Source organism: Trichormus variabilis 0441 (genome assembly GCF_009856605.1).
Taxonomy (GTDB): domain Bacteria; phylum Cyanobacteriota; class Cyanobacteriia; order Cyanobacteriales; family Nostocaceae; genus Trichormus; species Trichormus variabilis.
In genome coordinates this window covers 1165517-1180283 of the sequence record NZ_CP047242.1, presented here as the reverse complement: position 1 = coordinate 1180283, position 14767 = coordinate 1165517, and the positions used below count along the sequence as shown (strand labels likewise).

General features: G+C 41.8%; 13 protein-coding genes. 5 read left to right on the top strand and 8 right to left on the bottom strand.

All coding sequences use genetic code 11. The features are described from left to right. Positions 1-88: 88 nt before the first annotated feature. Together GSQ19_RS04615 and GSQ19_RS04610 are read right to left on the bottom strand one after the other, a co-directional pair. Positions 89-298, bottom strand: coding sequence for a hypothetical protein (locus tag GSQ19_RS04615; protein WP_011321621.1), 210 nt, complete (start codon positions 296-298; stop codon positions 89-91). 24 nt (positions 299-322) lie between these two features. Further along, the gene (locus tag GSQ19_RS04610) at positions 323-1012 is read right to left on the bottom strand and encodes a phosphoribosyltransferase (RefSeq protein WP_011321620.1); all 690 of its coding nucleotides are present in this window, start codon (positions 1010-1012) and stop codon (positions 323-325) included. 484 nt (positions 1013-1496) lie between these two features. Between GSQ19_RS04610 and GSQ19_RS04605 the strand changes: the two genes are divergently transcribed. The 3 genes from GSQ19_RS04605 to GSQ19_RS04595 all read left to right on the top strand — a co-directional run bounded on the left by GSQ19_RS04605 (position 1497) and on the right by GSQ19_RS04595 (position 6171). After that, entirely contained in the window at positions 1497-2375 is an 879-nt protein-coding gene (locus tag GSQ19_RS04605; RefSeq protein WP_011321619.1) for a Na+-translocating NADH-quinone reductase subunit B, read from the top strand. Further along, positions 2372-3739, top strand: coding sequence for a DUF2330 domain-containing protein (locus tag GSQ19_RS04600; protein ID WP_011321618.1), 1368 nt, complete (start codon positions 2372-2374; stop codon positions 3737-3739). Before GSQ19_RS04605 ends, GSQ19_RS04600 begins: the two co-directional genes overlap by 4 nt. A gap of 335 nt (positions 3740-4074) precedes the next feature. After that, complete coding sequence (locus GSQ19_RS04595; protein ID WP_011321617.1) at positions 4075-6171, top strand: TonB-dependent receptor plug domain-containing protein; 2097 nt, start codon at positions 4075-4077, stop codon at positions 6169-6171. Positions 6172-6288: 117 nt separating this feature from the next. Here GSQ19_RS04595 and GSQ19_RS04590 read toward each other — a convergent pair whose 3' ends face one another. Together GSQ19_RS04590 and GSQ19_RS04585 are read right to left on the bottom strand one after the other, a co-directional pair. After that, on the bottom strand, positions 6289-6585 hold the full coding sequence (locus GSQ19_RS04590; protein WP_010997459.1) for a hypothetical protein: 297 nt from the start codon (positions 6583-6585) through the stop codon (positions 6289-6291). 205 nt (positions 6586-6790) lie between these two features. Beyond that, positions 6791-7975: an FAD-dependent oxidoreductase gene (locus tag GSQ19_RS04585; RefSeq protein WP_011321615.1), complete on the bottom strand. Its 1185-nt coding sequence runs from the start codon at positions 7973-7975 to the stop codon at positions 6791-6793. Between the two features lie 331 nt (positions 7976-8306). Between GSQ19_RS04585 and GSQ19_RS04580 the strand changes: the two genes are divergently transcribed. Both GSQ19_RS04580 and GSQ19_RS04575 read left to right on the top strand, forming a co-directional pair. Then, complete coding sequence (locus tag GSQ19_RS04580) at positions 8307-9059, top strand: pentapeptide repeat-containing protein (protein WP_011321614.1); 753 nt, start codon at positions 8307-8309, stop codon at positions 9057-9059. Positions 9060-9308: 249 nt separating this feature from the next. After that, positions 9309-10778 carry a pentapeptide repeat-containing protein gene (locus GSQ19_RS04575; protein ID WP_011321613.1) on the top strand — a complete coding sequence of 490 codons (1470 nt, stop codon included), beginning with the start codon at positions 9309-9311 and terminating at the stop codon, positions 10776-10778. Between the two features lie 17 nt (positions 10779-10795). On the opposite strand, the gene GSQ19_RS04570 is transcribed toward GSQ19_RS04575, so the two are convergent. The 4 genes from GSQ19_RS04570 to GSQ19_RS04555 form a co-directional block, all read right to left on the bottom strand. Beyond that, positions 10796-11059 carry a hypothetical protein gene (locus tag GSQ19_RS04570; protein WP_041456516.1) on the bottom strand — a complete coding sequence of 88 codons (264 nt, stop codon included), beginning with the start codon at positions 11057-11059 and terminating at the stop codon, positions 10796-10798. A 613-nt stretch (positions 11060-11672) separates the two neighbouring features. Beyond that, a complete protein-coding gene (locus tag GSQ19_RS04565; RefSeq protein ID WP_011321612.1) occupies positions 11673-13055 on the bottom strand; it encodes a hypothetical protein in 1383 nt (460 codons plus the stop codon). A gap of 22 nt (positions 13056-13077) precedes the next feature. Next, positions 13078-14064: an ATP-grasp domain-containing protein gene (locus GSQ19_RS04560; RefSeq protein WP_011321611.1), complete on the bottom strand. Its 987-nt coding sequence runs from the start codon at positions 14062-14064 to the stop codon at positions 13078-13080. Next, positions 14058-14765 carry a hypothetical protein gene (locus tag GSQ19_RS04555; protein WP_011321610.1) on the bottom strand — a complete coding sequence of 236 codons (708 nt, stop codon included), beginning with the start codon at positions 14763-14765 and terminating at the stop codon, positions 14058-14060. The genes GSQ19_RS04560 and GSQ19_RS04555 overlap by 7 nt, the downstream gene beginning before the upstream one ends. Positions 14766-14767: the final 2 nt, after the last annotated feature.

Below are 14767 nucleotides of genomic sequence, written 5' to 3'. Positions count from 1 at the left end.
ATAATATTAATTTGTCCGCATTAATATTAAAAACCCTATCCACAAGAGGATAGGGAATCAAGCAGTATTTTCAAGGAGAATATAGTGGTCAATTTCTTTGCTGTAGTTTAGACTCAGTTTGAGGATGAGCATTGTCAATGTGCTGAATTAAACTTTCTGCCATCTCTACAGCCGTTATAATTAATTCCTGTTCCATTTGTCCATAGCCACCCTCTTCACTAATTTGGGTGTAAATGTGGGGATTGGATAGCATTGCTGCTAGCAGTTGGGATGCAGTTTGCCTTAATTCATTATTCATGTTGATTATTAAGAAACAGCGTTTCTAATTCCCAGACAATAATGGCTCATGGTTATTGTTAGCTTTGTTTAATAACTCTCTAACTTCATCATCCGTAGTTTGTGGAAACTTCTCATACCACATACCTACGCTATAAAATGGACTAGGTGTATTGGCGCAGACGATTTTTTCCACCTTGTTTTGCATCTCATCACAGGTTTCAGGTGCAGCAACCGGCACAGCAATCACAATTTCTTTGGGTTGTTGTTGTCGGACAGCAATTATGGCAGCCCACATAGTTGCACCAGTGGCTAAACCATCATCTACTAAAATCACGGTTTGTCCTTGCAAATTGGGAAAAGGGCGATCGCCTCGATACATACTTTCCCTTCTTTCGAGTTCCCTTTCTTCTTGGACTGCAACTCTGGCAATTACTTCATCAGAGATTTGAATATCATTGACAATACTTTGATTTAGTATCCGTACACCACCAGAAGCGAACCCCGTTCCGGGGAGCTTCGCTAACGCCCCCATTGCTAATTCTTCATTGTCCGGTACACCCAGCTTACGCACTACCAGCACATCTAAGGGAGCATTTAAAGCCCTAGCCACTTCAAAACCAACAGGTACACCACCTCTAGGTAAGGCTAACACCAACACATTGGAGCGATTAGCATAATCTGCTAATTTTTTAGCCAAAACTTGACCTGCTACTGTCCGGTCTTTAAATAGCATGGTTTCACACTCCCGGTAGTTTAGCGAACAACTGGGTTTAAAGTAAGGAGTAATGAGTAATAAATTCACTGTTTAAGTATTAAGTCGCATCTTTCCTTGACTTTCTGCCTCAAACATTTTACTGCTGATTAACCTGATCTAATTGTAAAAAGCCTGAAATTAAATATCCTCTGACTAACGAAGCGACTCTACATTCTAGCTCTCTACCTAATGGGTGAGTGATACCAATTCAAAATTCAAAATACCCTGCGGGTTCGCGTAGCGTTCTCGTACCCCTATGGGGAAGCAAGCTACGCGTTAGCGTCTCCGAAGGAGAAGAGTAGGCTACGCCAACAAAATTCAAAATTAAGAAATAATGGCTCCTTATTCATCACTCCTCAAACAAACCTCGACTTGTAACAAAATTTGTAACGGCAGTGTGATTTTGGGTTGCACTCGCTTAGATTAAGGGAAAATCTAGGGGAAATCCCTGAATAAAGGGTTAATGTTGCTCAAAGATATACGAGATTATCAAATTATTTTTCTGAGCTTGTTTCTCATACTAGGGATTAGTACAAGGGACTGGACATTGCAACCGGAATTAATAGCAGTAGCGATCGCCACCTGTCTATTAACACAATGGCTATTGTCGCTGGTGAAACAAGGCTGGGGGCTGGGGCCTGGGAGCAAGGGAGAGAAAATGTCTCCCAGCCCTACTTCCTATTCCCCATTCCCTGAGCTAAATCTCCGCAGTGCGTTGATTACTTCTTTGGGACTAAGCTTATTGTTGCGTGCTGATCATTGGACAACAATGGCGTTAGCCGCAGCTAGTGCGATCGCTAGTAAATTTGTCTTTCAAGTCAACAATAAACATTTCTTCAACCCGGCTAATTTTGGCATCATCTCTGCCTTAGCTTTAACTCCTGATGCTTGGGTTTCTCCTGGTCAGTGGGGTGAAGAGTGGTGGTATGGGCTGTTATTCGCTGGTGCTGGTGGCATGATTTTACGGCGTATCGGTCGCTGGGATACAACAGCTGCTTTTTTAGGAAGCTACTCGTTGCTAGAAGCCGTGCGTAATCTCTGGTTGGGCTGGACTTGGGATGTTTACTGGCATCGATTGATGAGTGGGTCTTTGCTGCTATTTGCCTTATTTATGATTACAGACCCCCGATCAATTCCTAATGCCCGAATTGGGCGAATAGTTTGGGCATTCAGCATTGCCATTTTCACTTTTATTTTGCGGAACTATTTCTTTGTTCCCACCGCAGTTTTTTGGGTATTGTTCGCCTTTGCACCCTTGACCATCTTGGTAGATTTTCTGTGGTCTGCACCAAGGTTTTCTTGGATGAGGGAGTTATCAATTCAAGATTCAAAAATAATATGAAGCGATTTAAATTACTTGTTCCATTGTTGTTGGTAATAGTGGCCGTGCTGTGCTTTGCACCTGCGGCTTGGGCATTTTGTGGATTTTATGTGGCTAAGGCTGATGCCAAATTGTATAACAAAGCGTCTCAGGTGGTGTTGGCACGGGATGGCGATCGCACTGTGTTGACTATGGCTAATGATTACCAGGGCGAAGTTAAAGATTTTGCGATGGTTGTACCCGTACCGACGGTCATTAAAAAAGAGCAGGTGCGTGTGGCTGAACCCAAAATTATTGAGCGGTTGGATGCTTTTAGTGCGCCGCGTTTGGTGGAATATTTCGACTCTAATCCTTGCGCTGTCGAGGATTTTGCACTAGAGGCACTACCTGCACCTAGCGCCGCCCTCAATGAATCTGGGGCTGCAAGAAGAAGGGGCGATCGTAGTTTGGGTGTGACAGTGGAGGCACGCTTTAATGTTGGAGAATACGACATTGTGGTTTTAAGCGCCAAAGAATCCGGTGGCTTGGAAACTTGGCTCAACCGCAATGGTTACAAAATTCCTAGAGGTGCAAAACAGCTACTTAAGCCTTATATTCGCTCCTCAATGAAGTTCTTTGTTGCCAAGGTCAATTTAGATAGATTTGAACAATCTGGTTATCAATTTCTCCGCCCACTGCAAATTGCTTACAAGTCCTCTAGGTTCATGCTACCTATTCGTTTAGGCATGATTAACGCTACTACAGAGCAAGATTTAATTGTCTATGTCCTCTCACCTCAAGGTCAGGCGGAAATCACCAATTATCGGACAGTAAAAATCCCCTCTAACGCCAACATCCCCTTATTTGTGAAATCAGAATTTGGCGACTTTTACAAGTCCACTTTCCAAACGGCATACACCAAAGAAGGTAAGAAAGTCGCTTTCCTAGAATATGCCTGGGACATGGGTAGTTGTGACCCCTGTTCTGGTGATCCTTTAACTCCAGATGAATTAAAACAGGCTGGTGTGTTTTGGTTAGATAGAGATGCTTCTAGTCCAGGTTCTCCTAGCTTTCGCCGATTTCCTGTAAGTAACGTCTTTATCTCTCGCCTACACGTCCGCTATACCCGCGACAAGTTCCCCGAAGATTTGATGTTTCAGGAAACATCTAACCGTGAATCTTTTCAAGGAAGATATGTATTGCAACATCCATTCACAGGAGAAGCAAAGTGTCAGGCTGGTAGAGAATATAAGCGCTCTTTGCCAAAACGTTTTGAACAAGAAGCCCAAACTCTAGCTAGGCTAACTAACTGGAATATTAAAGACATCCGTCAAAAAATGAAATTGACAGTAAGTAATCTCACACTTCCTTGGTGGGAAAATTTCTTCTCCTGGCTAGGAATATAAGTACAGGTTTATTGTACTGTACTTATTTATGCTAATAAGACTTACGCATAACAACCAAACATCAAGGGTGTAAGGGTGTAAATTTTTAAAACCCTTACCCCTTTATACCCAGTCTCAACAGACAACTTGGGTGCGTAAGCCCTGACCAATTCAAAATTCGCGCATTAGGAAAGCTCCTTTTCAGCTAATAGTCTAAAGTCAGTGGCAAAACAACTAACAACTGAAAAGCTTTGCATCATAAACTAGGGGAAATACGACAGCGTGTCTTTTGACACAATTTTACAAAAAAAGTAACAATAATACTTAGTAATTGTTATTACTTGGTGTGAGACGAAGTGAAAAAGAGCTTTTTTTGGCTGCCCGTTGCTTTTCCTAGTTTATTTTTAGCATTTCCGGCTTTGGGTAGTGATACGGAAATTACTCAAACAGTAGATAATTCTGATATTCCGTATTTGAGTGAAATTGAGTTACCCACGACCAATGCTGAATTATTAACTCAATCGACACCAGGAGAATTAAATTCAGACAGTGAACCTAAGGAACAGCCAGAAATTGAGGAAACTTCTAGTGATGATGCAGACATTACCATAGAAGCGATCGCCGAACCAGAAACTCTGCCAGTATCTACTCCCACTTACGTTATTGACCAAGAAGAAATTCAAAAACAAGGCGCTACCAGTGTCGCTGATGTATTAAAAAGAATGCCTGGTTTTGCTATTAATGATGTTGGTCATGGTGCAGATATACACACGGGTACTTATTACCGGGGAGCCTCAATTAATCAGTCTGTATTCCTCATCAATGGCAGACCAATTAACAATGATGTCAACACATATCATGGTGCAACTGACCTTAATAGTATTCCTGTAGAATCTATTGAGCGTGTCGAATTATCTAGCGGCGTGACCTCTGCTTTATATGGTTCCTCTGCTTTTGGGGGAGTGGTGAATATCATCACCAAAAAAGGTTTTGCACAACCTAAATTGACGAGTAGTTTAGAATTTGGCTCACTCAATCTGAATAATCAACAGTTTAGTTATAGTGGTTCAGTTGGTGCGGCAAATTATAATTTTAGCTTTGAGAGATATTTTGTTGATAACCGTTATCGTGTGCCTGTAGGTGCAGCCAATCGTGACTCCCAAGGGTTTTTATCGAATGCAGATACCTCTACTAGCACCTACTTTGGCAATATTGGCTTAGATTTAGATCAAAGAAACTCGTTAAGTTTAGATATTACTAAACTCAGTAGTCGTAGAGGCTTAGTTTATTTCGGATTTCCCCTACAAAGAGATAGATTAGACCATGATGGTTTAAATATTGGTTTATCTTGGAAAACTCGCCTTGGGAATGGCGATAACTCCAACCTGACCACTACCTTTGGTTATAACCAAAATTATTTCAGCACCTATGGCCCTACAGTTTTTGCAGGTAGAGAATTTTATCGCACTGGTGTTTTAGATACACAACAATTCACTGGTAGGATTGATCATGATTGGAAAATTTCCCCAAATAATAAATTGCGTTGGGGACTAGATTTAAAAAATACTGATTTAAGTGGTGATGTTTTAAGCTCTAGTCCGAATCGGACGGCTTTTAACGAATCTGAAAATAGAAATGTATTAAATACAGCTTTATTTGCTGTGAATACATGGAATCTGAGCAATAGTTTTCAGTTAGATTTAGGACTGAGACAAAGTTTTGATGGTCAGTTTGGCAATTATCTTAACCCTAGTGTGGGCTTACGTTACGACATTACACCATTAATTGCTATGCGTGGTAGTTGGGCTGGAGGACAGCGCAACCCAGGTTTAGACCAGTTGTACGTTTATGATACAGTTCATGGTTGGGAACCAAACCCCGATTTAGAGCCGGAAACAGGTTCCTCTTGGACTGCGGGGGTAGATGTCAAGCTTGCTGATAATTTAACAGGACAGTTTACCTATTTTGGCAGCAGTCTGAATAATCGCTTAGGAATTGTGGCTGGAAGATGGGCAAATATTGGCTTAGTCGATACCAATGGTTTAGAAGCCGCACTGCAATTAAAAGTTGCTAATAACTGGTCAACTTTTCTCAACTACACTTATACAGATGCCCAAATTAAGACAGGTTCAGAAAGAGGTTTACAGTTGGGGATGATTCCCTATTCTGTATTGCAAACTGGTGTAGGTTATCAAAACTCAGGTTGGCAGGCTAATTTGTATGTTACCTACAATAGTGGCGCTCGTAGAGCCTTTTTCAACCGACCAGGTGAGACAACTACAGATTTCGTCTCATCTTTTGTCAATTTAGATTTGAGTGGTCGCATCCCCTTAACTCGTACTTTAGGACTAACAGTTTACTTAGAAAATTTACTAGGTGAACAATATGAGCGAGTGAATCGTATTTATAGTCCTGGGTTTACTTTTCGCTTGGGTTTAAGTTCTAGTATTTAACTTCTCTGCAAACTTATCTCCTACAAGGCGAGAGGCTTTAAAGCTGTGTAAGGAAGAGGTTGAGGGTTGGGTCTATATTGGACTCAACTGCAAACCTCTATATTTACGCTGTTCTCCTTATTCCCAGGTAGCGACATCTCGTAATAAATCAGGAATTTCCCCTTGTGATAAAGGAAACTCTAATATAGTTTCTCGATAACCCAAATATCCCGACTCGGAGAAAGACAACAGCATTCGCGCTAGTGCTAGCCACACTTCTGGCTCATATTCCCAGTCACGATAACGGGAGGCTCTACCAGCAATTGAACGTAGCGCCCAAAAATAGGAGTTTCTAACTACAGAACCGCCTTTTTTAAACTCTGGTAAGTCTTCATGATGCAGAAATAGGACTTGATTTTCAATTTTGGCTCTCATATCAGCCATTTTAAACCTTGTCTTATATGTAGGACTTACGCACTCAGATTTTCTGTTGAGACCGGGTGTAAGGATGTAAGGGTTTCAAACATTTATACACGCCAGTTTGCTCAAGTCGGGAAACCCGCCCACGCAACTGGCTCCCCTACACCCCTACACCCCTATACCCTTCTCCAAACCTTGATGCGTCAGTTGTGGAATTTTCTCATGGGAATTGCTGCATAAAGCGACGGTCAAGCCAGTCCTTCCATTGCCAGCATAATTGATGGGGTGGTAAAGTGATACAACCTTTGGTAGCGATCGCTCGTTTGTCACCTGTACCAATTAAACTTAAATATTGTTGCTGTGGTTTGTAGGGTTTGAGCGGTTGTCCCCTTAATTTCCGCCTGAGGTTGTCGAATAAGGGTTTACCTTGGCGTACAGCAAATACCCCTGCTTTTGGGCGGGGATGATGAATCATTGTGGCGATGTCACCAGCTGCAAATACCTCTGGGTGTGTGGGCGATTGTAATGTGTCCTCAACTAAAATAAAGCCCCTCTCATCGGTGGCTAATCCTGTGGCTTTTAACCATTGGGGGGCTGAGGCTTGGGTTACCCAAAAAATTTTATGGCAATTTACTTTGATGCCAGATTCACATTGAACTTCTAATAGTTCTTCGTCTTGGGTGTCGGTAGAGGGTGCAATGTGAGAAACTGTTTCCTTCAAGTGAAGCTTAACACCCCGTGCCATGAGAACTTGTTTGACTTGACGTTGCACTGATGGGTGATGATGGGACATCAGTTCGGCTTGGCGATGAAATAAATGAATTTCCAGATTACTTAGGGGTTGTTGGGCTTGTTTGAAGATGCGGTGTAGATGCGCCTGCATTGATAGTGCCAATTCTACACCACCTGCACCACCGCCGGCGATCGCAATACTCCTGTTGATTTGCGGTTTTTGAACTACACTATCTAGCATCTGATACCAATGTTCTAGTAATTGCGACACTGGTTTAGCCGGAACTGCATATTCTGCTGCACCGGATACAGACATTGTGGCTGGAGTGCTTCCAATATCGATAGACAGCAAGTCGAAATCTACTGCCTGATGACTAGCACAAATCACCTTGTAGTTTTTCAAATCCAGGTCAACTGCTGTATCAATATACAATTGCGCTTGAGCAAAGTTAGCTAATCTTTGCAAGTTAATATGGCATTCATCATGGTTGTAAACACCGCTAATATGTCCTGGTAACATTCCAGAGTATGGTGTTTCAACGGACGGAGTAATTAAAGTTAAACGTACTCCAGATAGAGGTTTCATGCCAAACATTCTGAGTACAATAGCATGAGTATGACCTCCACCAATTAGTACTAAATTATGCGTAAGTGGCTGTAAATTTTGCAGCATTTGTTAAAGTAAAAAAACATATTAGTACATATTTCATTTATAGTAACAGATGCTTTTGTAATTGATATCTTCTGCCAGAAGAAGTAATATTTGTTCTGTATTTTCGATAATTATAATTATATTTACGAATATTAAAAATCAAAAAATATATGCAAAATAGCAGGTGGTTTCTAACTGAAAAAAGGCAGGGTTAGTTGGCCGTAAAGCTGGGCAGGCAGCGAAGCAAGCTACGGATAATCGTCCCGCAGGGAACTTAGGGAAATAAAGACGGGTTTTTTCATCTGTCCTGGTGTCCGCCGTTCATGATGGATATTAAATATTATCTTTAATTATGTTAACCATGATTTTTAATGTTTATCGTACAGTTGCAGGAAAGATACAACACAACAATTTAATAGAGAATCTCATTGATAGGATAGTTTTTTCTGGTCAAAAAAAGATCGCCTGTGGTGAGCGGAATAGCATCACCCAACGCTTACAAGAAGCTATAAGAGACTTGCACCACAATCAAACAATAGAAACCAGGCTCAAAGCCATTTATGAGTTAAAGCAAATAGCCCATGATTATCCAAAACAGCACTGGCTAATCATGGAAGTTCTCAGTAATTTTATCCACAATTGTGCTAATAATATCTCGTCCGCACAGCTAACATCATCAATTGATGCAGAAATTCAAGCTGCTTTAACTGTGATTGCTCATAGGGATACAACGCAAGACCCAGAAAATCAACAATTAGATTTGAGCCATATCGATATAGCGGGAGCGAATCTCAGCAAAGCCAATCTAGAAAACGCGAATCTCTATCGTGTTAATCTCGCTGGTGCAAATTTATTACAAGCCAATCTCTGTGGGGCAATTTTAACCGCCGCCAACCTTTCTGGTGCTAACTTAGCTGGGGCAAATTTATCTGGCTCCATCCTTAGTGCTGCAAACCTAGTCGGTGCAAATCTCACGGGGGCAAATTTGGCAGGAGCAAATTTATATTTAGCTAATTTACAGGAAGTAATTTTACATGAGGCAATATTTAACGGGGCAAATCTACGAGAAGCAAAATTTACTACGGCCGACACTTCTAATAGATAATAATTCTGTAAACATTTTCCATCCAGAATCAATATATCAGAATGAATCAGATGTAAATTCTTTACTTTCTCATTCTCAACGGGATTCTGACTTCTAAATTCTTAAATAATTATTAAATTACCCATTCCTCTACTTATCAACGCATCAATTAATGCACTCAGTACCATATTTAAATTTAGATTTAAATGGTGTATTATTTTCTGAAAAACACATGAGTATTAATTGTGTGTGGTAAGGAATGATACGATTATGCCTGCTAATAAGACAGACAAATTATGGCGTTGGTTGATTGGCATAACCGTGATATTTGCCGTTACTATAGCTGTGATTTTATTTGCATCTTCCAATCCTCAAGGGTTGACCATACAGCAAAAATTACAATCTAGAAATCAAGCACTAACAATTACTGCCATCATTTTTTTGGGCTTGGGTGTAATGATTAATGCTTACTATGCAGCCAAGCGCGTAGATGTCATTATTAAAAGTGCTTTGGCTGCTGAAAAAAATTTAGAAATCAGCATTCAAAATGCCAAACTATCTGAAGATAGATTAATTTCAGAACGTCTGATGACTGCTGTTACCCAGCTTGGACACGACAAAATTGAAACCCGCACAGGGGCAATTTATGTGTTAGAAAAAGTCGCCCAAGATTTTCCCCAAGAACACTGGACAGTTATCGAAATTCTGACAGCATTTATTCGAGAGAATGCTTCTGTTCGAGAAGAACAAGAGCAAAAGGAAGATGAATCACAGCTAACCCCCCTGGGTCGGTATAAGCAAGGCGAGCGCCGAACAACACAGTTGCGCTTGAATGTTCATGAAGAATCACCAAAAATCCGTAGGGATATTCAAGTGGCTCTGACGGTTGTGGGTAGACGTAACTACTTACAAGAGGAGGGAGATAAACGACTTGATTTGCGTAATATTAATCTCAGGCGAGTAGAACTATTGGGAGCAAATTTACAACGAGCGGACTTACGGGGTTGTGATTTTCGCGGAGCAGATTTGCGGGGTTGTGATTTCAGTGGAGCAAATCTTGAGGGTGCAGAACTGGCTGGTTCTATTCTGTTTGAGGCTAATTTTTTGAAAGCAAATTTGCAAGGTGCAAACATACAAGGCGCAAATTTGAATCGTGCGGAACTTGGTGGTGCAAATTTACGCGGTGCTAATCTTATGGGTGCAAGTCTGCGTGCAGCTAACTTGCCAGGTGCTAATCTTTATAAAGTCAATTTGCAACACGCAATATTGAAATTGGCTAATCTTTCTGGTGCAAAGCTGTTCTTAGCTAACCTACAAGGAGCCAAACTTGGTAAGGCTAACTTATATCTTTGTGGTCTCATTGGCGCAAATTTACAGGGTGCAAATCTCAACGGTGCTAATCTTGCTGAAGCGAATTTAAATGCAGCTAAGTTACAACAAACAGAGATGTTATTTGCTGACTTCACTGAGGCCAGTTTGACGGAAGCAGATTTGTGTAAAGCCAATTTGATGGGAGCAAATTTACAAAGAGCCAGCCTCTATCAAGCCAATCTTTCTCAGTGCAATCTCGTAGGGGCTAACCTATCTGATACTAACTTTTGTGATGTTAAATTAGCCGGAGCAATTCTCACAGGAGTCAAAAATTTAAAACCTCAACAAGTTAGTATTGCCATAGGCGATCGCACGACTCGCTTACCTGATAATGTGGAAATACCAATACATTGGCGACAATCCAGTTAACTATAGAAGCAAGGTATTCAAAACCAAGGACTTTGTTCTTTATCCCAACACTGATTTTCATTCCAAGTCCTACCTGTATACTCACATTCATACTGGCTGTCTATCCAAGGAACTGAAGTAGGATAACTAGACTTGGTAATAGAATTAAAGTAGAAAAACAGGGATTTAACAATTACGATACTAGCCGTGAATAGTACTGTTGAACAAGTACCATATATCATCAATTTCAGGAGGATTTTCCAGTAAAACTTGCCTTTTTCATTATGCAAGTGGTCTCTCATAATATTTTCTCAGTATTTGAGCATGAGTAGATTACGAAATTTCAGTACTGATCAATCCTTCACACTTACGTAGTGATAAGAATTATTTCCTATGTAATGGAACACCACAATCAATTTATCTAAAAGAGTTGCACCTCAGTAAGTCTACCATCCTTAATATAAAAATCAGTATACAAATATAAACTCTTCATAGTATCCTGTTTATGGATTATGAAATTCTTATCCGGATCATTTTCAAAAGCTAGTGACTTTCCCATCAACATAAGTCAGATGAATCTCTAATTTATCTCCTCAGCTCATCAAGCTAGCGCAGAGAAGAATCAGAATCTCACAACTTAGGTAATATTATTTGTACATAGAATTTATCAACGTGGTTTGGTTAAATTTTATCCAGACTCAGTGTAATCCCTCTAGTAAGCAGCTACTTTGTTTTTCAGGTGAAGAAAAGCCAGTTTTCTGGTGATTCCTGTAAAGAAAGTATGAAGTTCAGGGAAATTACCCAATTAATTAAGTATCTAATATGATTTGCTCACACTACGAATGAGAGAAAAAACCTCTTTCCCTCTTCGTCGTGACTTGTGACCTATATTCCTCAGGAGTATCCCTTTCCGCTCTATCTTTCTCGACGAATTGCCCCTTGCCAATTAATCCTCTGCTTGGCAGAACGTCCAGCCAAAGAACGGGTAGCTAATATTTCAATATCAACATTTATGCCAGGAGTTAGGGCATCAGAGGGAATTTTTAACTTACCCAAAGCCAAGGTAAAACGATTATAGTCACGGGTGACAAGTTCTTTGGGGATATCACCTTCATATACAGTTTTGTAGTCAGAAAAGCCACCGGAGTTATCTTTTGTCCTGAATTTGACGCGAAACTGAGTTTCAAGTGCATCAGATTTCCCAGCTAAATCAACGATTTTTAAGTTCAGCTTTTCTCCCGCATCGGCAAATTCTGCCACAGCTAACCGCGTCACATCTTGTCTGGGAATAGCATGGTTGACAGTGAATGTTGTCAAGTTAGCCTGGCTACTGGTGCTACCAGCTAACCACAAATCTTCCGGGAAATTGACTTCTACTTGTTTATCGTCATTTAAACTTACAGTCAGGCTTTGATTAGCAAAACTGCTGATGGGTTGTTTCTCTTGCCAGACTATTTGCACAGTTTGTTCTAAACGCTGGGTAAATTCTCGGTACTCATCACCAATAACAGAACCAGGTGCAAGCAAAGAAGTTGAGCCTGGTCGCAGATTCCATTTGTTTTTCGATAGATTTAACTTTTTCCCTGGAATTTCCGCCAAATTTAGTGTCAAGGTGGGATTGTCAGCAGCTAAAGGTTCCTTGCTATTAACAATACTGAGAATTCCTAAACGCCCTCTTTCACCGTTCTTTCCATCACTACCATCACGCCCATCTTGGCCGTCGTAACACCTGTAGCGTTTCTTTGTACATTTATAATCAGCAGTACCCGGAGTACCTTTACAGGTTTCTATCTCCCAATTGCGTCGCCGACAATTACAACCAGCCGTACCATTACCACCCCGACCACCTCGCCCACCGTCTCCAGAAGTTGCACGCACAAAAATTTTTCGCAAGTCTGCCAAATTTGCGTAGTAAACAGTCAGCCAACCACCGTTACCGCCATTTCCACCTGCGCCACCATTCCCACCTGCACCGCCATGACGTGCATGAATGTCATAGCTGGGGTTGTTGGGTTGCTTCCCACAATCAGGTCTGTCGCCTCGTTCACCATCTTCACCGTCTTCACCGTCTTCACCAGATAGGTCAAGATTTACTGGTGAACCATCAACAAAGATAGTTTGATTGTCTCCATCACGGCCATTTCTACCCTCCCGCCCATCAGTACCTTGACTACCTGCTGTTTCATATCCCTCATAGGCAACAGCAGAACATAAAACTGAGCCAGAAGCAGGTAGCAGGCTTGTGAATAAGCAGAATGTTAACAGCAGTGGTAGTTGGCTTCTCAAACCTTTAAGCATTGGTATGACATCTGGATGGTTTTTAAGTGTTGCTGACGGTGATTTTTGGTAATTTGCTCCCGTGCTTTTCAGTAATTGCCGTATCTATTTTACCTGCTGCGAGTAAATGAGCGATCGCTCTACTAATCGGTTGACTGGTAGCATATTCATAGTAGGTAAACCCAGGGGAAGGATTGACTTCAAAGCAGTACCATTCACCTTCTGGTGTTTGGCGTAAATCTATACCGCAAAGGGGTAAGTTGATGGCTTGAGCTAAGACCAGACATTTTGCTTCTACCTCTTGGGGAATTTCACCAGGGCGGATAACTGTAGACTCTTCATTTTGGGCTACATAACGATAATCATCGGCTGGGGAAATCACTTCACTAGCAAAAACTTCTGTACCCACTACATGAACTCGATAATCTCTACCAGGGATATACTGCTGGAACTGAGTCGGACACCAGGATACATTGGCCAGGCGTTCTAGATGTTCTGGGTTGAGGCGGGAGACTTTGCTGCGAATACCACTGATGGACTTGTAAATAATATTGCCATGTTGTTGCCAAAAGGCTTGCACAGCCTTGGGGTCTGTAGTCACTAAGGTTGCCGGAATCTGGAAGCCTAGCTGACGAATCTGCTCTAGTTGGTAGGGTTTGGAACCATTAGGAGCCATCGCGGCGGGACGGTTAATTACCAAGGCTGGGGTTATTTCCGACCAACATAACAAAGTATCATCGATCGCGATCGCCTGCTGCCAAGCTAAACTATGGATACCAGCTTGTTCTATTTGGGGTAGGCGACGTGAGTCGTAGGGGCGAATGTAAGCAGCCGTGACTGCACTCAGGTCAATTGTTTGCTGTGGAGTCCGAAGCACACCTTGCACTGATTCCCCCACAAATAATTCAATTTCTGTTGCTAAAATATCTCGTTGGTTCAGCAGTATGGTGGGAATGCCCAGACTTATCAATTCTGAGTAAACGGCGGCTAAAGGTGAATCCTCAGGAAGTCCCCACAACAAAATCAACATTTGCCATCCCCTCCACTCAAATGTTCCAAAATGGCATCACATATTTCTGGGTGAGAAATATCAGCCCACAACTCAGCATTTAAAAACTCTGCGTTAGCTTCACTGCTGCTAAACTGCACTGTCAACAGGTCAACCTTCGCCGCACAAGCGAGGCGTTTGGCATGATTCGCCAGGTTATCATCTACCTGGCCAAGACAACGATGACCCACAACGGTCACAGTTACAGGTGGTTTTTCTAAAACTTGAGCCTGGATAGGCGCAGATAATGTCACTTGTCGTCTGACCGGACGCACAGGTATACCAATTTGAGCGGCTGCATAAGCCCATTGCTGTGGTCGCCAATTAGGCCCTAGTAAATATGTTGGCGTTGGTCGATTTAAAACGGGACATGGTAACCCAGATAACCAAGAAACGAGGAAAGCATTCATTTCTGCTGCCACATAGGCGCGGTCTTCTGGGGCAATGTGCAGTAATTCCTGTTCAGGAAGGTAAGGTAGGCGGGTGAGAACGCCAGTAATTTTGGCAACTGCGATCGCCTGCCCACCAATTACAGCTGTAGAATCAAGGGGAGAATCTAAGTAATGTCGCCATCCCGCTACCGAAAAATCTTCAACTGTTAACAGTTTGGCATCATAAGCCATCCAACGAAGAGCCAGTGCCTCGGCGGCTTTATCGTGGCGACTGGCGACAATTACTATCATGA